General features: G+C 44.3%; 16 protein-coding genes and 1 pseudogene. 4 read left to right on the forward strand and 13 right to left on the reverse strand.

Going from position 1 to position 19,259, the window contains the following annotated elements:
* Positions 1-168: 168 nt before the first annotated feature.
* A pseudogene (locus KHB02_RS30005) lies at positions 169-341 on the forward strand (YdbC family protein).
* A 94-nt stretch (positions 342-435) separates the two neighbouring features.
* Here the strand turns inward: KHB02_RS30005 and KHB02_RS05675 are convergent.
* From KHB02_RS05675 to KHB02_RS05700, 6 genes are all read right to left on the reverse strand, one after another.
* Positions 436-957, reverse strand: a complete 522-nt coding sequence (locus KHB02_RS05675) for a carbonic anhydrase (protein ID WP_213143842.1) — start codon at positions 955-957, stop codon at positions 436-438.
* A 44-nt stretch (positions 958-1,001) separates the two neighbouring features.
* Positions 1,002-1,367 (reverse strand): Na-translocating system protein MpsC family protein, encoded by a 366-nt coding sequence (locus tag KHB02_RS05680; RefSeq protein ID WP_213143841.1) that lies wholly within the window; start codon positions 1,365-1,367, stop codon positions 1,002-1,004.
* 85 nt (positions 1,368-1,452) lie between these two features.
* Positions 1,453-4,074: a DUF2309 domain-containing protein gene (locus KHB02_RS05685; RefSeq protein WP_213143840.1), complete on the reverse strand. Its 2,622-nt coding sequence runs from the start codon at positions 4,072-4,074 to the stop codon at positions 1,453-1,455.
* The gene (locus KHB02_RS05690; RefSeq protein WP_213143839.1) at positions 4,071-5,603 is read right to left on the reverse strand and encodes an NADH dehydrogenase subunit 5; all 1,533 of its coding nucleotides are present in this window, start codon (positions 5,601-5,603) and stop codon (positions 4,071-4,073) included. Before KHB02_RS05690 ends, KHB02_RS05685 begins: the two co-directional genes overlap by 4 nt.
* Before the next feature lie 528 nt (positions 5,604-6,131).
* Positions 6,132-6,365 carry a DUF3953 domain-containing protein gene (locus KHB02_RS05695; protein WP_213143838.1) on the reverse strand — a complete coding sequence of 78 codons (234 nt, stop codon included), beginning with the start codon at positions 6,363-6,365 and terminating at the stop codon, positions 6,132-6,134.
* Positions 6,366-6,495: 130 nt separating this feature from the next.
* Complete coding sequence (locus KHB02_RS05700) at positions 6,496-7,398, reverse strand: LysR family transcriptional regulator (RefSeq protein ID WP_213143837.1); 903 nt, start codon at positions 7,396-7,398, stop codon at positions 6,496-6,498.
* A 134-nt stretch (positions 7,399-7,532) separates the two neighbouring features.
* On the opposite strand from KHB02_RS05700, the gene KHB02_RS05705 reads away from it, so the two are divergent.
* Positions 7,533-8,594 carry a YeiH family protein gene (locus tag KHB02_RS05705; RefSeq protein ID WP_213143836.1) on the forward strand — a complete coding sequence of 354 codons (1,062 nt, stop codon included), beginning with the start codon at positions 7,533-7,535 and terminating at the stop codon, positions 8,592-8,594.
* Between the two features lie 90 nt (positions 8,595-8,684).
* Here KHB02_RS05705 and KHB02_RS05710 read toward each other — a convergent pair whose 3' ends face one another.
* Positions 8,685-9,560 carry a LysR family transcriptional regulator gene (locus KHB02_RS05710; protein WP_213143835.1) on the reverse strand — a complete coding sequence of 292 codons (876 nt, stop codon included), beginning with the start codon at positions 9,558-9,560 and terminating at the stop codon, positions 8,685-8,687.
* 192 nt (positions 9,561-9,752) lie between these two features.
* Here KHB02_RS05710 and KHB02_RS05715 point away from each other — a divergent pair, with 192 nt between their 5' ends.
* Positions 9,753-10,382, forward strand: a complete 630-nt coding sequence (locus tag KHB02_RS05715; RefSeq protein ID WP_213143834.1) for a chromate transporter — start codon at positions 9,753-9,755, stop codon at positions 10,380-10,382.
* Positions 10,383-10,400: 18 nt separating this feature from the next.
* The gene (locus tag KHB02_RS05720; RefSeq protein ID WP_213143833.1) at positions 10,401-10,943 is read left to right on the forward strand and encodes a chromate transporter; all 543 of its coding nucleotides are present in this window, start codon (positions 10,401-10,403) and stop codon (positions 10,941-10,943) included.
* A 65-nt stretch (positions 10,944-11,008) separates the two neighbouring features.
* On the opposite strand, the gene KHB02_RS05725 is transcribed toward KHB02_RS05720, so the two are convergent.
* The 6 genes from KHB02_RS05725 to KHB02_RS05750 form a co-directional block, all read right to left on the reverse strand.
* Positions 11,009-12,253: an anaerobic sulfatase maturase gene (locus tag KHB02_RS05725; RefSeq protein WP_213143832.1), complete on the reverse strand. Its 1,245-nt coding sequence runs from the start codon at positions 12,251-12,253 to the stop codon at positions 11,009-11,011.
* Positions 12,254-12,321: 68 nt separating this feature from the next.
* Positions 12,322-13,701: a sulfatase family protein gene (locus tag KHB02_RS05730; RefSeq protein ID WP_213143831.1), complete on the reverse strand. Its 1,380-nt coding sequence runs from the start codon at positions 13,699-13,701 to the stop codon at positions 12,322-12,324.
* Positions 13,702-13,808: 107 nt separating this feature from the next.
* Positions 13,809-14,633 (reverse strand): carbohydrate ABC transporter permease, encoded by an 825-nt coding sequence (locus KHB02_RS05735; RefSeq protein WP_213143830.1) that lies wholly within the window; start codon positions 14,631-14,633, stop codon positions 13,809-13,811.
* Positions 14,630-15,592: a carbohydrate ABC transporter permease gene (locus tag KHB02_RS05740; protein ID WP_213143829.1), complete on the reverse strand. Its 963-nt coding sequence runs from the start codon at positions 15,590-15,592 to the stop codon at positions 14,630-14,632. The genes KHB02_RS05735 and KHB02_RS05740 overlap by 4 nt, the downstream gene beginning before the upstream one ends.
* A gap of 12 nt (positions 15,593-15,604) precedes the next feature.
* The gene (locus KHB02_RS05745) at positions 15,605-17,095 is read right to left on the reverse strand and encodes an ABC transporter substrate-binding protein (RefSeq protein WP_213143828.1); all 1,491 of its coding nucleotides are present in this window, start codon (positions 17,093-17,095) and stop codon (positions 15,605-15,607) included.
* A gap of 263 nt (positions 17,096-17,358) precedes the next feature.
* Entirely contained in the window at positions 17,359-19,248 is a 1,890-nt protein-coding gene (locus KHB02_RS05750; protein ID WP_213143827.1) for a family 20 glycosylhydrolase, read from the reverse strand.
* Positions 19,249-19,259: the final 11 nt, after the last annotated feature.

Here is a 19,259-nt window from a genome sequence, read left to right on the forward strand (position 1 = left end):
AATGGGTCCTTGCCCTATAGGAAAAGGGCCCTAGATAAATTATATCTAAAAATTCCACCTAGAGTGAAACATGGGGACGGTTCTTGGACGGATATTGGTTATTTGTCCCGAGTCCTCTTTTAGAAATCAACCGTTTATTGTTGCCCATGAAGATACACATAGTAAACTATTGAATTACCCAAGCGCTGGAGCAAGGATCTATATCATCAACTCGAACGGAAAAGAACCAAAGTACGATTTGCGGGATTAGACTCCCGACCATGAAAATGGGAAAAGGCGTCACACTTTCAAAAGAGGAGCTGCGGGCATTAAGGGATTTATTAAATGGGATGGAATTATGAACTTGGAAAGAAAGGGCTGACTACAAAAAGAAGTCAGCCCTTTTTTGGGGGTTAATAGAGTCTCCAAATGATGCATGAGAACCGTCCCCATGCATCAATAATTTGAGGCAAGAGAACCGTCCCTATGCATCACTTTTGCTAGGTTTTTAGTTTCGATAATTAATTCTGTAACTTTTACATTTGAAGGCATTAGAGGATGGTTTCGAATGACATCAGCATTATTTTGGATACTGTTGGCTGACGATGAGGATTCGTTGCCCTCAAGCCATTCTCTTATGCTGCCCTTTGGGTGTTCAGGCATGCTATTTTTAAATAGGTAATCTAATGTTTTAATTTTCTCTTGTAATTCTTTATTATCGTATATTTTCTTAAGTGTTTCTCTAGCATTCTTTCGATTAGCTGTTGGAACGGTAACGAAGATTTCTTCAACATTTTCCCGATAGACAGCAAGGATGATGTCCCGCATGAGATCACTGAAGGGTGCAATGGCGGGTCCATAAGATTGCAAGACTAAGATATTATTCGGCTCAAGACTGCTCATCTTTTCTATGATAATTTCCGGACTTTGCTCCATACCAATCACAAACAGCACTTTTTTCTTTTCGTTCATATTCATTACGTTCACCCCGTTTTTGAATTGAATTCAGCCAAAATCCTTTGTTACGATGGTTCTTTCTCCAAATTCCCTGATAGTTTAAAAACCATGACCCGTTCGCCGGTTTGGGTGCTGATGTCGGTATGGAAACTGATGAGTTCCTGACCTGTTATCGAGAAAATAATTTGCTTTAGCTCCTCTTGACCTGATTCCACCAAGCCATTTCGGGTCGTCTTTATAGATAACAATCCCTCTTTATCTCTGCATAAGGCATATTCAGCAGGGGTTAGGATGCCATTCAATACAACAATCACCATATCCCGTAAAATGTCAGTCTTAACAGAAAGGGAACCCCGTCCAAGATAGCTTTTCTCCCATTGCGTTAATGCTTTACTAATTTCAGCTTCAATAGCGCCTTTTGATTTCTCCATATCGACTTTTATCCCTTCTCTACCATAAATAGCTATATTACTTTATAACCAAAGCTGTCTAAAAATATTTTACACCGAAGCAGCGTTACGACCAGCTTTTCCAGTTTCCTTCCGGATCAATCGACGCCAGCCGCAGCCAGCCGTTTTGGACTTTTTGAAAAAATGACCAGTCTTGATTCAACAATCGTTCCACATATTCCTTTGGTGCCTGGATTACCACCAGCAGCCTTAGAGGCGCATGATAGACTGTGTCATCCGATTGCATCACGGACTGCCATGGGAGTCCGGATAATAAATCGCTGGCGTTCCCCTGCATCACGCCGATTCCGGACGTCACGGTCTGGGTCGCTTTATTTCCACTGCCATAATAATGAGGCGCAACGGCCGATGCGTAATATTGCAGGTTAATCATTTGACAAACCGTTCCCGGTCCAGCAATGATACCGCTCAGCAGCGAACCGTTTTTATCCTTTTTCCAGTTATAATTATGGAGAAACACTCTTCCCTCAAGATTGCACGCCTCGGTCAAGCTTCGTTCTCCGATGACAAACGCGGCATTGCCTGCCAGCCCCCATTCCGGACGGATCTCACTCCAGTCCTCTGCCAACCGCTCCGCTTCCGCTTTCGGATTTTTCAAGCGGTCTTTGAAACTCGGCAACTCCCGGATTCGCTCGGCGTTAGCCTCCTCACTCACCTTTGGCAGGACCGCTTCGATGCCGGTATACGCATCTTCAGCCTTGCCCGAAAGGTGAGGAAGATAAACCCAATGCAACTCATCAAGTGTGGTAACATGCTCGGCCGCCGCGAAAACGGTCTCTTCCGGAATAGAAATCCCCCTTGCCTTGAGGGCCTGCCGTACATTCGGAAGGTTGCACAACGCTGCCAGCACCCGCGCATTAAAGGCGCTCGATGTCCCGCCGCACGCCCCGCAATCGAGCGAAGCAGCATAGGGATTATTGGTGCTGTGGCTTCCGTGGCCGCAAATCACCACGAGTGGTGCGAAATGATCGGTAAGCCCGATCGTTTTCAACGCCTGCTCCACATACTGCACTTTCTCTTCTTCTGAAAAACCAACCGGAATCTCCGTTTCAGCAGGGTCCTCCATCCGGTCAAGCGTCAGCTTCACATCCGGTTTCCTGAACCAGGTGTCAAGCAGTTTCTTGAACGTGCGTCCAGCCCTTCTTGGTAAAAAAGTACGGGTCAGCGTCTGCATACTAAGCCACGGGCCGCTTACCTCCGGCAGTAACATGCTAGCAAGCAGGTTGTGCTTCATGGTTTTAAAGGTACCTTGCAGTGAATTAACTGCCTGCTGCCGCTCGTGAAATGGTTGGTATTGCGATTCAGGCAAGTATTCTTTTACCTTGAATTGCGGTTTATTCAATACCGGCAAGGAAGGATGGCTATGATGGCTATCAAGTTTGCAGGTTTCAATCGGCAAGCCGAAAAATCCAGCTGCCCCAAAGGTTTCAAAGCCTTCTGTCCGTTCGAGTTGGCGGCGGAAAGGCTCTGACCTTACATCGATGCAAAAAACAAATTGCGCCACTGAAGGCGATTTTTGCATGGAGGCCGGCTGCTGTTTCACAGCGATTTTTTCCATCAAATGCTGTTCATATGTTTTTTCCCAAGCTTCCATCCAAAGTCTGTTGCGGACAATGTTATCAAATTGCCAAGCAAGGTTCAAACGGGCTTTTTGCTCTGCGGCAGGCAATTGTGACCATGCCTTGATGGAGAAGTTCCCCCAATAAAGCCAGGCAGCAATTAGAGATTCCAGGAGTACGCCCTCTTCCGTTCCTTGGGTGGGCAAAGGAAGATGGGGCTTCATCAAGATTAGCTCCATGGAAATTCTTACTGCCAAATAGTCCATCAGCAAGGAACTTTCGTTACGATGTTGCTGCGAGCGCCAAAGCATCATTCCCGCCCAGCCTGGTAGCGCCAGCAAATGAGCTTCCAAGTATTCTTGCGACTCTGAAGGGTGGATTCCTAAATGGGACAAGGCTTCATTTAAAGCATTGCCCGCTTCTTTCGGCAAATTTTTGATTTGCTTACGTTCCTCTAGCGTTAAGGCCGGGTCTAAGGAAGCCATTCGTCGCCATGCCTGGTAGAAACCTTCCTCACGATTTGGCATCGACCAGACAGCCTGGGACTCATCCAAAAATAATTTACACCACTTAATCAGATGGCGGTTGAGATCCCTTAACACGGACTCGCCGCCAATCTGTTCGAAACGCTGACTAAGGGTTTTTACCGATTGTCTTGTTTTTAGTTGATACTTAAAGCCACTAAGTTTCTTTGCCAATCTTTTTACTTCTGGTTGGACCGTTAAATCAGAAGACGGCAGATCCTTTGTTAGTGCTGAGCGGCAAAACTCCTCTGCTACTTTAAGCGGGAGTCCAGAAGAGTGCTGCTTAAGCCATTGCTGCAGCCCTTCTTTTAAAAATTTCACATCAATTTCGCCTTGTTCCCGTGCCGATTTCAATACAGAAGCATTGGGAAAGATCTCGATATCAGAAACATCTTTAAACCGGCGTGCTGTCTGTTCAAAGGATAGCCGTTCTAAGCCGGCCCAGGGGCTGCGTGCCGCGAACTTGCTGATTGGGCCTAGCGGTGCGATGACTTCGCTAGCTGATTTTACTAAATCATGAATATCAAGACTGAGATTTTCTTGTTCCTTTTCCCAACTTAATGTTCTGGCTAATGTCGGTGTCATCTGAATGACCTCCTATAAGACAAGTATTTTGGATGACTTTCTACTAAATCTTTATGAGGCTCACCCAAATGGACAAGCCACAGATAAATAACCGTAAATGCTGTTGAGGAACGATGGCGCACGAGCCATAATCCATAAGCACTGCCGCCCAGCAAGATAATCAGGGCCAAGATGACCGTTGGTGTGGGTGGCTGCATACCAGACAGAACCGTTTCATGTAACAAACTGTCCAAGAGCGTATGGATGAATTTGAACATGATGACCGCTCCGGCAAGGAACACCAGCCCTGCCACTTTGCCAATCCGGCCTGACCCAAAGGCAACGAGTCCGGTCCAAGCAAACATCACGGACCAGCCTAAAATGAGGGTGCTGATGATGTGATAACCCTCTCCACCGGAATTCAGCCAATAGCCAATTGAAAAAATGAGACCTAAAACCACTCCGGTGATCGTCCACAAAACGGGAAACGGACGGCCTTTGAAGGAATGAGTCTCCAGATGCTGGATAGCGGAACCCGCCTGAAGGAAAAGGCTCGCTTTGAATAATCCATGTAAGACAGCATGAATAATCGCTGCCAAATACGCGCCTAATGCACACTGAACAAGCATGAATCCCATTTGGGCTATGGTCGAGCCGACCAACTGTCGTTTATAGTCGACATGGACTAGCATGATTCCGGTCCCAAGCAGGACGGAAATGCCGGACAGAACAAGCAGAACTAGCTGGGCTGTATCACCGCCGTTAAAGAGCGGTGCAAACCGGGTAAACATCAGTCCGCCGGCATTGACGATGCCGGCATGCATGACAGCCGAAACAGGCGTCGGCGCCACGACTGAGTCCAGCAGCCAGCGCTGGAAAGGAAACTGCGCTGATGGAATGATCATTGCCACAATCAATAGGAGGCTGATACAGGTCTTCTCCCACGATGCAAGTTGAGCAAGGTTATTTTTTTCAAGAATAGCCGATAGCTGCCAGTGTCCTGTCGTTTGTGAAATCCAGATAACGGCTAGCAGCAGAATAAACCAGCTGAGTAAAAATATCCGGCCGGAGGAGGCAGCTGCTTTTCTGGCCACCTGCCACTCTTTATTTAATCTGATCAGCAGGGTCAAGCCTAAAAGGGTCACACCCCAGCAGACCAACAGAATACGGAGATCATTGCTGAGCCAGACAAGGGTATCAGCAAACGTAGTGAGTGTCAGCAGCGTAAAATATTTTCGGTAAGCACGATCACCGAATAAGTACCGTAGTGAGTAGCGCTGCACAATCACACCAATGGTCAGGACAAAAAGGGCAAGGAGCAAGGATAGTGAATCGAACCGCCAAGGTCCATACAGCACACTTCCATCGTGTTTGCTAGAAAACAGCCCCCACATGGCGACGATTGGCGGCAACGAAATGATGCCTATATGATATCGAACAAAATGTACGGGGACCTTTTCCCATAGCAGGAAAATGGCGCTTACCATGGCAACTGCTAGAATGATAAAAAATGCAGTTGGTAATGAAATTAGCTCCAGATAATTGGACATCCTCGCTCTCTCCCTCTTAGATTTTGATAATATGAATCTTCTAGTTTTTTAAAAACAAAAAAACCGGCAAACTTTAAGCTTAATGGTCATACTACAACCATTAAACTTTGAAGATTGCCGGTTTACCTTTAACTTCCCAATCGGGCTTTTAAATAGTCTACCTTAATCGTATATTATTCATTAAGTATTTTTGATTTCTACTTCTATAGAATTCCTTTTTCATAAAAGCCAATAGATCATTATTAACCATATGCTAAAGTTCTATATTGAAAGAAATCACCTAATCACTATAATCACGTACTAAATATTACTATTTGTTAAAGATTCTGTCAAGTGAAGCATGGGGACGGTTCTCGTGCATCACTTTTGGGGGGGAAGCACAGGGACAGATCTCCGCTGTAGAAGACCGAATACTTTTCCAGTCGTATTTTAAAACTGTTCAAAAAGGGAATGTATTTTATCAAAAGCAAGAATTTCTGAAAAAAGATTAGCAAAACCGAATTTAAGATTATTGGAGACAATCCCCTTTTAGCTTAATAAAAACCCCTGAATGGATACATATATTGCAAATAAAAAAACAACAACAAATAACCATCCTTTTGCTTTTCGCTCTTTTTGAAATTCTTCCAACCCCATCACTAACATGGTTAGACCTAAGAGTAACATCATTATATGACTTAACTCAAAATTATTTGTGATTAGTCCATAAACAGCAAAAAGCAAAGTTACACCAGATAAAACATAACGTAGAATTTTCAACAAAAAACCACTCCCCCTTTCGTCCTTTAGAACAAACCCATTCCATAGACAGTTGAAATATATAAGATGCTATACATTTGTTTAATATCGTAAAAAGTCGAAAATGAGGCAGAAGAACCGTCCCCATGCTTCACTAAAATCTACTCTTTTTCGGGTCGCCTAGGTATGTTTTTAGTGTTTCGATGAATGTTTGCAATGCTTTTGTTTGGTAGGTGGCGTGGGTTAGGATGGAGAAGTTGCGTTTAAACGGGAGTCCCTTTACTCGAAGGGTGCCGATGTAGCCGTTTGTGAGCTCCTTCTTAATCGCCCAGCTGGATAACAAACTGATGCCAAGTCCTGCTTCAACCGATTCCTTGATGAGTTGGGTGCTGCCAAATTCCATGACTTTTTTCGGGGTGAACTTGTACCTCCGAAACAGGTTTTCCGCAGCCTCTCTGGTCCCAGAGCCCTCTTCCCTGAGAATCCATGTTTCTTCCTCCAAGTTGGCCAGACTTATTTCCCCTTTTTCGCCTAAAAGAGGATGCCGAGGTGAAGCAACAATGACCATTCGATCTTTAGAAACCACTTTTGAATTTAGGATATTTTCCTCATAAAATCCTTCAATGATGCCAATGTCCAATTGATGTTTTTTTACCAGCTCAATGATTTCCTTTGTATTTTGAATCCGAATCGACGGGTGAATGTCGGGGTATTGCTCCTTCATTTTCGCAATAATATGCGGCAGGATGTACTCGCCAAACGTATAGCTCGCCCCAATCGAAATTGGGCCGCTTGCCTTATTGGTCAGATCATCGACCAAGGACTGCATTTTAGTATAAAGGGCGATGATTTCTTTCGCATGGTGATAAACAATATCACCCGCCTGATTGAGGCGGACATACTTATTACTTCTTTCCAAAAGCCTTGTGCCGATCGATTGTTCTAGCGTTCTAATATACTGGCTAACCGCCGGCTGGGTCATATGCAGCTCCTCCGCCGCTTTTGAAAAATTCTCCTTCTCCACCACTTTCATAAACACCTCTAAATGCTGGTCCATCCTCTGCCCCCTTTTTCAAAAATAACCAATGTATATAAATTTACTTATCATCCCTATTATATATCATTATTTTTCTTATACACCAATCGCGAGTATGCTTAAGTTACAAAATCAAATCATTTGAGGTGATTGGAATGGGAAGTCAAAGTGCAAGAATTTTACCTCAAGACGAACAGAACGAACAACCTCTTAAAAAGCCGGAAACAAAACCTTCCGCTTATTTATGGCTGGGAGGAATTGCTTTTACCATTGTCATTGCAGCGTTCGGTTTTGCGTTAGCAAAAGTCCCAGGGTTTGATCGTGTCGGACCGCTTGCCTGTGCAATTGTGATTGCGGTAATCTACCGGCAATTTTTCGGTTATCCGGAAGTGCTACGCGCGGGGATTCAATTTTCTGCCAAACGCTTTTTACGTTTTGCGATTATTTTATACGGGCTCAAGTTAAACATAGATGTAGTCATTCATCAAGGGCTGGGGTTAATTGCCCGTGATATCGGTGTCATTGCTTTTGCGATATTGTTAACCGTATGGCTAGGAAAATTGCTAAAAGCAGAATCCTCACTCGTACTTCTGCTTGGTGTGGGTACCGGTGTATGCGGGGCTGCCGCGATTGCCGCTGTTTCGCCCATTCTCAAGGCAAAGGACGAAGATACGGCCATCGGGGTAGGAATTATTGCGTTGGTTGGGACGATTTTTTCAATAACCTATACGATCTTAAGACCAATTCTCCCGTTATCGGCCATTGATTATGGCATCTGGAGCGGTATCAGCCTTCACGAAATTGCCCATGTTGCCTTAGCCGGGGCACCTGCAGGTCCAGATGGCCTGGCCATTGCCCTGCTCGCCAAACTAGGCCGGGTACTCCTGCTCGTTCCATTGTGCTTTATTCTTATGTATTGGATGAAAAAACGCAGTTCCGGAAATGCAGGGGATACCAAAATTGAGTTCCCATGGTTTCTGATTGGCTTTATCTTGATGAGCTTGTTCGGAAGCTATATCCTTGGCAAATCCATCCCTGTTTCAAAGGCAGCTATGGATGGGGTTTCAACAGCAACCACCTTTATTTTGACATCCGCTATGGTTGGTCTCGGTTTAAACGTCAGCCTCCGAGACCTCCGGACCAAAGCAGCTCGGCCTCTGATCGCCATGCTGATTACATCTGTAATCCTTTCCGTTGTTTCGTATTTTATTGCGTGATGCACGGGGACGGTTCTTTTGCCTCACTTTGTGAGGCAGAAGAACCGTCCCCATGTTCCACCCATGTTCATATGTAAAAATACCAGGCACTCAAATCCGGATAAAATCAAGAAATTGAGTGACACTATTTTTGTGAAAGCGTTGATTTTTCCGGACGAGCCAGAGGTTTCGAATGATTTTCATATCGGTAATCGTAACTTCCCGAAGTAGCCCAACCCTCAGTTCAGCAGCAACCGCAATTCTGGGCAAAATCGCTATTCCCAGCCCGGCACTCACAGCACTCTTAATCGCTTGTGTACTGCCTAATTCCATATAACTCTCTATCTTTTCTAAAATATGAAACTGCTCCAACGAGTTCTTCACAATCTGCCGCGTGCCCGAATCTGCTTCCCGCCAAATCATCTGTTCATCGACGATATCCTCAATTTGCACCTCGTCTCCCCATTCATGATTAGGAGCACAGACCAAAATCAGATCATCATCCGCAAACTTTTCAACTAAAAACGCCTGCTTATCAACAAGCCCTTCAACCAATGCCATATCGATTACATCATTAGTCAGATCCTCCAAAATACCAGGTGTGTTTTTAATCATCAACGTTACATTTAGTTCAGGCCATTTCTTCTTAAACCGCCCAAGCAAGCTTGGCAATAAATACTCGCCAATAGTAAATGAAGCACCGACCACAAGATTTTTATTGTAATCACCCACTGCCTGCTTCACTGCTTCTTTGGAATTACGGTAATCACGTACAATTGCCTTCGCAAAGGGATATAACGCTTTTCCCGCTTCCGTCACCTTCATCGCTCCATCCGTCCGGTCAAATAGCAAAGCACCATAATCATTCTCCAATTGATGAATCTGTCTCGTCACCGCGGGCTGCGACACATAACTTAACCGGGCGGCTTGACTGATACTCCCCTCATCCAAGACCAAACAAAACATCTGCAGACTCTCAATATTCAACAAATAAAACCTCCAAAACGAACGTCTTTAATTAATAGCGTTATATACAAGACTGTACTTAAATAAGCCTATACGGTTTTGTTATACCCCATTCAAATATTGCAATTTACCCTCCAGGCTTAATTTGGTAACGTTGAAGAATGGAAGTGTACTAGATTATTGACAAATCCAATCACGAAGGATGGGATATTCATGAAAAGTCAGACACAGTTATTACTTCAAATCTTTTGGACTTTTTTCAAAATAAGTCCTGTAACCTTTGGCGGAGGCTTTGCCATGATCCCTTTAATCGAAAGAGAAATCGTCAAAAAGCGAAAATGGTTGGGAAATGAAGACGTTACTGATGTGTTTGCCTTAGCCCAAACCGTCCCAGGGGCTGTGGCGATTAATTCCGCTACCTTTATTGGCCACAGACTTGCCGGAGTAAAAGGCGCCATCGCCGCAATGATCGGTGTCTCCATTCCGACGTTTTTCATTGTGCTTGCTTTAGGAATTTCCTATTATTCGGTTCATCAAAACCCAAAATTAGAGGCGGCCTTTATGTCCATTCGAATGACCATTATCGCAATCATCGTCTACGCTGCCATCAAAGTCGCCAAAACAGCGCTTATCGATAAAACCACCATCGTCATCATGCTGGTCGGTGTTCTTGCTCTTTTCTTCATCCATCCGGTTCTTGCCATCCTGCTGGGAGCAATCGCAGGAGTAACTGCAAACGCAGTCAAGAAGAACAAGGGCCACACCACTAGCTCAAGAAGACAACATCAACAGCAGAAAGATTCAACCAGCACTCCCGGTTCCTATCGACAAACGGGGGTTTAAGGAAAGGGAGACATCAACATGGTACTATGGGAACTATTTCATACCTTCTTTATTATGGGCTTTATCTCCTTTGGGGGAGGCTATGCGATGATTCCGTTCATAGAAGCCGCGGTCTCGGAATATGGTTGGATGTCTGCAGAACGGTTAACGAACATGATTGCCGTTGCCGGAATGTCACCAGGACCCATCGCCACTAACAGCGCCATCCTTGTTGGTTATGCGGCTGCGGGAATCAGCGGCGCCATCATCTCAGCTATTGCCACGATGCTTCCGCCCATGATCCTAGTCGTCACCGTTGCAGCCTTGTTGATCAAACTACATGACCATCCCATTGTCAAATCCATCTTCTACGGATTGAAGCCAATCGTTACCAGTCTCATCATTTTTGCAGCCATCCGCTTCGCTCAATCGAACCATTTGCTCACAAGGTCCATCACCTTTCGATCAATCAGCCTGGCTGCCATTTTCGGGCTATCCTTATTCGCCTTAGTGAAGTTACGAATGCACCCGATCTTCGTCATCATCCTCTCCGGAATCGCTGGCGTAACCCTGTATTCGTAAACCGGATCGCTGGGACAGGAACCGTGTCCCTGTTCATTTACTAGGCAGCAACAAGAAATCCAGCTTCATCCACAGCATTGTTTTAATTTTTTTCCACTGCCGCAAGGGCATGGAGCGTTCCGGCTTGGTGTCTTTCCGTTGTAAAAGCGTGCCAGATTCTGTTCATACAATGCGGCTCTAACACGGTCGCCCAGCTGTTTCATACGTTCGTCGGCGTAGCTGTATATTTGTTTGTAGCTGGAGCAGAAATAATCAACTTCTGATATTGAAGGTTCAGGACCCCACTTCCGGTTCCGCGGGCAGCCTCCATGGCAAAGCTTTTTCCATTCGCAGGTTGTACAAGGCTCAGGCAGGTTAGGCTTCATTCTCAAAAATTTATCGTATAAAGGGTGCGCCAAAATCTCATCAATCGAATGAATACCGACATTCCCGATCTTCCAATCTGGATGAATGAAAAAGTCACAAGGGAAAGCATCGCCATTTTGCTCTAATATAATCGTCTGCGGACAGGCCGCACGATGGATACATAATCCAGGCTCCCGGTTCACATACACATTCAGCATTTCATCGAAAAAGCGGATAGATGACCGTGGCTCTCCATTATTGTACCAATAGTCAAACGCCTCACACAGAAAATCCCCGTATTCCTTCGGGGTGATATCATACACACCTGGCTTATTAATTTCCTGAGAACGAAAGTCCATACAAGGGATAAACTGGACAAAGTGGAACTCCTCAGCTTCGAAAAAGCGCATCATCTCAGTGGCTTTAATCACATTCCCCTTATGAACAACCGTTAGAATGTTAAAATCAACCTGATGCTTGCGAAGATAATCAATCCCCCGCATCACCCTGTCAAAGCTGCCTTGCCCGCCGGAGTCGACCCTTTTAGCATCATGAATCTCACTTGGCCCATCAAGGCTTACCCCAATTAGGAAGTTATATTTCTTAAAAAAGCCCGCCCATTTATCATTAATAAGGGTCCCATTGGTCTGCAGCGTATTGCTGATCATTGTGTTTTTTGGCGCATATTTTGCCTGAAGCATGACGACTTCCTCGAAAAAATCAAGGCCTGCTAAAAGCGGTTCTCCTCCCTGCCAGGCAAAGGTGGCAGCCCCGTTCGAGCGCTCCATATATTCCTTAATAAATTTTTCCAACACAATAGAGTCAATGCGATTAATTTTTTTCCCTGGCTTTCCACCGCAAGTACTGTAATAACAATACTCACATGCTAAATTACAAGCCTCTGAAACCGTCTTCCACATCACACTAATATTGCGGTTCGCTGTTGTCATGCAGCCAGTACTCATAGCCTATCCCCCCTAAGATGCTTACGAACTTTGAAAGCCCTGATGTCCAAGCATCAGGGCAGAATATATTATCTTTTGAATTCTTTCGCGTGCAATGGCCCGCCTTCTTTCATAACTGTCCATAACGGATCAACGTCAAAGTCCATCGTCGACATCATTTCATCATGCCACTCGTTAAGGAAATAAACGGCCGTTTTACAGATATCACGGCGTTCTTCAGCCAAGTTATGCTGTTCATAAGGGTCATCCTTTAAGTTAAACAGCATTTCCTTTGGGAACCCGTTATGTCCATCATGATAAGTACGGATATAGAGCCAATCCTCGAACCTGACACTTCGCTGGCAAACATGGGCACATTGAGACATAACCAAGTATTCCCGCCCTGTGTCTTCCCCTTTAATAATACTTTCAGCGTAGCTTCGTCCATCCCATGACGGCGGATTCGGCGCTCCTAGCAAACTAGCAAAGGTTGGAGCAAGATCGATATGATAATGCAAGCCCTCATCAACCTTCCCTTTTAATCCATTAGGCCAGCGAATAATCATTGGAATCCTGCATGTCCCTTGATCGGCCGTACCATGCTCAGAGTAAATCCCTAATTCACCCATATTTTCACCATGATCGGCAGTAACCAGAATCGCTGTGTCTTCCATCACACCGAGCTCCTCTAATTTCCGTAGCACTTGACCAATATGGTCATCCATATAGCGAATCGCACAATCGTAATTATCAAGGATTAATCGTAAATCATCGTATTTTTCAATTTGCTTCCCATGGCGCGGCCATTTGAAGTAATGGGTCTTAGCAAGTTCATTCATATGATCGATGCTGTGCTGACACACCTTTTGCTTGTGCTGATGAAATACCTCTTCCGTCAACCACTCAGGCAGAGGATCATTCGCAAACGGTTCACCGAATTCCTCAGGTGTACGATAAGGAGTATGCGGATCCCAGAAATTCAAATGCAAAAACCAGTTATCTGAACTGCCGTTGTCCTCCAGCCACTTTAGTGCTACCGGGAGCACCTGCTCCGCCGATTCGTGGCCGTTCGCCCCAACATTAAACACTTCATTAAATCCGGCATTGAACGTCCAGGCGGAATGTCTTTCCGCAAAAGTACTGATCGTTGTTGTTTTATAACCAATCTGCCTTAGTGACCCCGGCAGACTCTCATAAACGAGCTTATCATTGAAGTCACGGCTTGGTCCTTCACGTCTCATATCGGCCGATGTTCCACCATGGCCGACAATGCCATTATGGATTCCGAATCTGCCTGACATTAAGGCAGAACGTGACGGCAGGCAAGGGGCATCTGTACAATAATAATTCGTGAATATGACGCCATCTTCTGCGATCTTGTCAATATTTGGTGTTGTATCCCGATGATATCCATACGCACCAATATGATCGGGGCGGAGCGAGTCTAAATCTAAATAAAGTATTCTCATAGAGTCTTCAACCTACCTTCGGTGTTGTTGTAAAAAAGGCCCAAGCGTACAATAACGTTGCTTGGGCACCGGAGCTGTCCATTCATTTAAGCCGAGGAGTTTAAAAATCACCCCTTCACCGACCCTGCAATACCATCGACAAAATAGCGCTGCAAACAGAGGAAAATGACCACAATTGGCACGATCGCAATCGTTCCTCCTGCTGCAATCCCTGTCCAGTCGACGATGTTCTCACCGCGAAGGGCATATAACCCAACTGAAAGCGGCCGAGCGTCCGGAGTGTTGAGGGTCAAAATCAGCGGCATTAAAAACGAATTCCAGGACCAGATAAATTGCATAATCACAACACTGCCGATGACCGGCTTCGCAAGTGGGAGCATGACGGTAAAAAAGGTTCGGAAAAAGCCGCTTCCGTCCATAAGGGCCGCTTCTTCAAGTTCCTTTGGAATTTTTGCAAAAAAGGTTGCAAATAACAATATAAAAATAATATGATTGCCGCCAGACTCTGCGAGGATGACGCCAAATCTTGTATTCATCAGACCCAATGATTTGATTAAATCGTAGATTGGAATAATCGCAAACTCCGTTGGAACGAACATACTAGCAATTAATAGCGCATAAACAATTTTCTTACCCCTAAACGAATAGCGCCCGAGTACATACCCGCAAGTGGCAGTTGAGAGTAGCACGATGATAATCGTACCAACCGTAATAAGGACACTGTTTAAAAAGTACTGTTCGAAGTTCGCTTCATTCCATGCCCGGATGATATTTTCAAAAGTAAAGTGTTCTGGAATCAGCGAAAGGCCATTCTTAAAAAATTCACCCTGCGTCTTAAACGACGCAGAGACCATCCATAAGAATGGATAGATCCAGATCAAGCAAAAAGCGGTCATCCCGATGTAAAATGTTGATCTTCTTACACTTCTCATAAATTCTTACCACCTTTGATACGCTTTTGCACGATGGATTGGATGATGGCGAGTAAACAAATCGTGACGGCAAAGAAAAGACCCGCCGCGGATGCATATCCTAATTGTGGAAGCCCCATTTCGCTGGTAAATGCATAGCGATAAATATAGGTTGATACTACATCGGTGGCGAAGAACGGCCCACCGTTCGTCATCGTCTTAATTAAATCGAATGCTTTCAGTGAATTAACGACATTCAATAAGAGAATGATCGTTCCGATTGGTATCAAAAGGGGAACAGTAATATAGAAGAATTTCTTTACCCCTGATGCACCATCTACTTCAGCCGCTTCGTATAGATCCTTGGAAATCGACTGTAACCCTGCAAGCCAGTAGATTAAGTTCACCCCAAGGTTTTTCCAGACCGAAATTAAAATGACCGTAAACATTGACCAATCAGCATCGCCTAACCAGTTGATTGGCCGCTCTAACAAGCCGAGCTTCAATAATGTATCATTGACTGCCCCATCACTTCCCCAAATAAATACCATGATAATCCCGACAATGGAAGTAGTCGTGACGACTGGGAGGAAAATGAAGGTACGGAATAGATTAGCCGCCTTAAGTCCAGGGCGATGTAAAATAACGGCGAGCACCAAAGCGACCAATAAATGAAACGGTACTGTGCCCAACATGAATTTAAAGCTATTCTTAAATGCATTCCAGAAATATGGATCCTGGGCGACATTCATGAAATTCCGCAGACCGACAAATTTAGCATCCGGTGTCAGCCCTGACCAATCAAGAGTAGCATAGTACCAGCTGGCCAAAATTGGCCAGCCTTGGAACATTGCAAATAATGCTAACGTAGGGAATAAAAACACCCAGTACCAAGCTACATTACTCGATTTTGTTTTCGTCTTGGTCTTTTGCTTTACTGTCAAACCGTCTGTGCTTAATGTACGAATGTTCTCCTTCATAATAGTAGCTCCCTATTTCCTAATTGCCTCATAGTCTTGGGCCGTATAATCTTTATTAGGGCTCCAATTAGAGAAATTGAAATCATCTTTACTTACTTTTGCACCTTCAGCTTTTGCAGCATCAATTGCTTGATCAAGTGAAGTGTTTACATTTTTCGATAACATCTTAAGCTGCTCTTTCGGATCCTTTAAAGCACCGGCAATCACGCCTTGAAGAATATCACCTAATCCTGGCTGCGGGTCTTTATATTTTCCGAAAATCTTAGCTGTTTCAGGATTTCTAATTTCAACGCTTGGTGCTAAACGAGAGCTTTCCATTGCGATACTGTAATATTGTTTAAATTGTTCAATTTCAGCAGCACTTTCGTTGACATCTTTTAAGATCGAGAAACGGTCTCCTGCTTTTACTAATACAGACTGATAATCTTTGCTGTAATATTCTTTTAAATATTGGGCAGCAGCTTCAGGATGTTTGCTTGTTTTCGCAATTCCAAGCCATGGCTGCAAGTTGGGTCTTGGCAAGTAGCCTTTTTGACCGTCATCTGGAACAGGAGGCGCCATCACTCCAAAGTCTAAATCTGGATTGTCCTTTTTCCAAACACCGATGCACCATTCACCTTGGACAATGAATCCTGCTTGTCCTTGACCGAATAATGCGCGTGCTTCAGGTGCAGCAATGCTCATTGTTTTTGGATGATAGCTTCCGTCATCATTCATCCCTTTAAATAGATTCATAACGTCTAAAACAGCTTTAGAGTCATAGTTTGCATCGTTGGTTACTAAAGAAAGCGGAGAATGTGGATTCAATCCACTACCACCTTGTGCAGACCAGTCAATCACTGGATTTTTCCAGCGGACAATGGTTTTGCCTCCTTCGATAATGCCATATGCTTTACCATCTCCCGCCTTTGTAATCGCTTTGGCTGCGGCACGGAATTCGCTATATGTCTTTGGCGGATTCTCTGGATCTAACCCTGCATCTTTAAATAACTTCTTATTGTAAAAAATAAGGGTGTTTGATAAATCCAATTTCGCTGGGATCGTATAAATTTTCCCATCTTGCATGGTGATGCCTTCAACGAAGACGCCATCCATGAAACGGCTCTTAAATTCATCGTCTAAATATTTATCTAACGGCTGAAACCAGTCGCCGGCAACCGCTGTGCTAAGCTTCATGCCCGGTGGAATTGGGAACAAGTCCGGAGCATCACCAGATTTAATGGCAGTTGTAATCGTGTTTTGGAATTGATCGCTTGTTAGCAGCGTGTATTCAATCTTAATATCTGGGTGTCTTGCTTCGAAATCTTTGATAAATTGATCGCGATAGGGTTTCTCACTGTCCGCCCAGTCCATAACTCGTAAAGTAATCTGCTTATCAGTTTTCTTTCCCTCTGACTTTTCCTTACTGCCATTATCGGCGGTAGATTTTGCACATCCAGTAAATACTTGTAAAATCAGTACTAACATGAGTAAAATTCCAACTGCTTTAAATTTCCTTTTCACATAATAGCCCCCTTTTAAGTTGTCATTTTTTTAGTTGTAAAAACCTTTAAATTCCCATAACCATTGAGTCTGAATGCGTTTCCAAAACCAACAATTTATGATCTATCCTAATAATATTTAATTTCAGACAATTCGACAATGTAGCGATGATTCTTGTTTTTGTATTTTTGATACTTTTTTTGTTCCATGTTTGTACTTTTTTAAATTCAAAAAAACTCACCAATTTTTGGTGAGTTAAAGGATAAGTGGTGGGGAAGAATCGCTTAAATCCCGGCGATGACAGACGGTGTGGCAATCGTGTGCCATAAATTTGCGCTGATAGCCTTCGTTTCTCCATCCTGATGGCGACCGTCAAAGTAGAGAATTTCTTGCTCGAATTCTTCCAACTGGTCTACTCTACCCGTCAGGTAATCATTCAGCCGGTCGATAGCGGTTTGGATCCGCTGCAGCAGGCCGCCCATTCGAATGTCAAATACATCGAGCCCAAATATTTTATTTTCCGCCAGCCACTGGGTACGGTATGCGTCTATGAAATTCTTCGCCCGATTCTTCATCTCAGGTAAAAGGGAATAGCAATAGGCGCCTAGAATATCGCGATTTTTGCTGTGATAGGCCTTACGAAGGTTAATTCCCGCCTCACACTTTAATTCTAGTAATCTGCTTAAGGTAAATTGTGTGCGGAAAACGGCCTCCCAATTTGGGTTTCTGCCCATACATTGCTCAAAGGTTTTCGTACAGTTGTGAAAATGGGCTTCGTACTCATTAGGCCACACGTGTCGATCAAATAACCCGCACAAGATATCCTGGTATAATAAATATTTCGGCGGATTAATCGAGTGAATATCAAGTGAAGTGTTATCAGGCACGAGCATCGTCTTATCTAAATTCATGAAATCAGCATAGTGGCCATCAACACATGTGGCAAAGCGTTCCTCAAGGCGGCTTGTCTCCACATGATCCCTATAACATAGCTCTGCCCAAAGCTGCAACGTCGGAAGGATCGAATAAATGGAAGCTTCAGCACCGTTATCCCCCCACGCCGTGATTAACACATCTTTAATTCCGTTACGCACACAGCTTTGATGCGCCATCTCCCCGGCATGCCGGCTAAATTGGTTATTCGGTGAAAAGCCCATCCATTTCCAGGCACCGCCTGCAAAAACAATCTTGTCACAAAGCTGTTTATGCTTTTTCAACATACCATCATATTTCTCCGGGTCAACAGAATAGTAATCCCAATAAACGAGGGATATATCATCGGGAATCATCTCAATCACATCCTGCCGAATGGGGCTGGCTATGTCATAATACTCACCTGCACTTGCCAGCCGGAAAAACATATCGCTCCACATCATCGGCTTGTAGTCGTATTTTCGGGCGATTTCCATGACGCGATTAAAATGCTTCAGCATCAGTGTTGAGCGGTCTTGATAACCATGCTGATCAAGATATTTACCAAGCCCCATCATATGGGCTTCATCCATTCCGATATTGATGTTTCTGCTGGAGATATTCTCAGACATGGTCCGAAACATCGCTTCAATCAGTTGATACGTTTTTTCTTCATCAATTAGTAAAATATCATGGCAATCGACGATATCGGAAAAAGCATTCCACTTAAGAGCTGTTCCGAGATGAGCCAGTGTTTGAATACAAGGAACAAGCTCAATACCAAACATCTTTGCATACCGATCCATGGTCTTCAATTGTTCCCCGGTATACCGTCCGCGCATGTAACCAAAATACGGATAGTCCTTTATTTCATAGGTATCCTCTGTATATAATTGCACTGTGGAATAGCCCATTAAGGCAAGATGCTTGATGACGGTTTGAAAGGTTTCGACCTTTAAAACAGCATTTCTTGAGCAATCTATCATGACACCGAGGCTGTTATAGACTGGCTTTTCCGTTATTTCGAATGGCTCGCCTTTTTTGATTCCTTCTATTAATAGTCCAAGTGCACGGAAGAATTGGTGTGCCTCTTGATAGGCGACCTTCCCTTCATGACCATCAAATTGTACATAAATACCGGATTCTATCTTTTCCACTTGAATCGGGATTCCGCAGTGGGATTGTTGGATGTTTAACAGATATAGAATTTCCTTTGCAGCGAGGTCATGTTGCTCCTCCAGCCCTATTAATTGTATTTCCATACTAGTACCCT

Source organism: Neobacillus citreus (assembly GCF_018343545.2).
GTDB classification, from domain to species: Bacteria; Bacillota; Bacilli; order Bacillales; family Cytobacillaceae; genus Neobacillus; species Neobacillus citreus.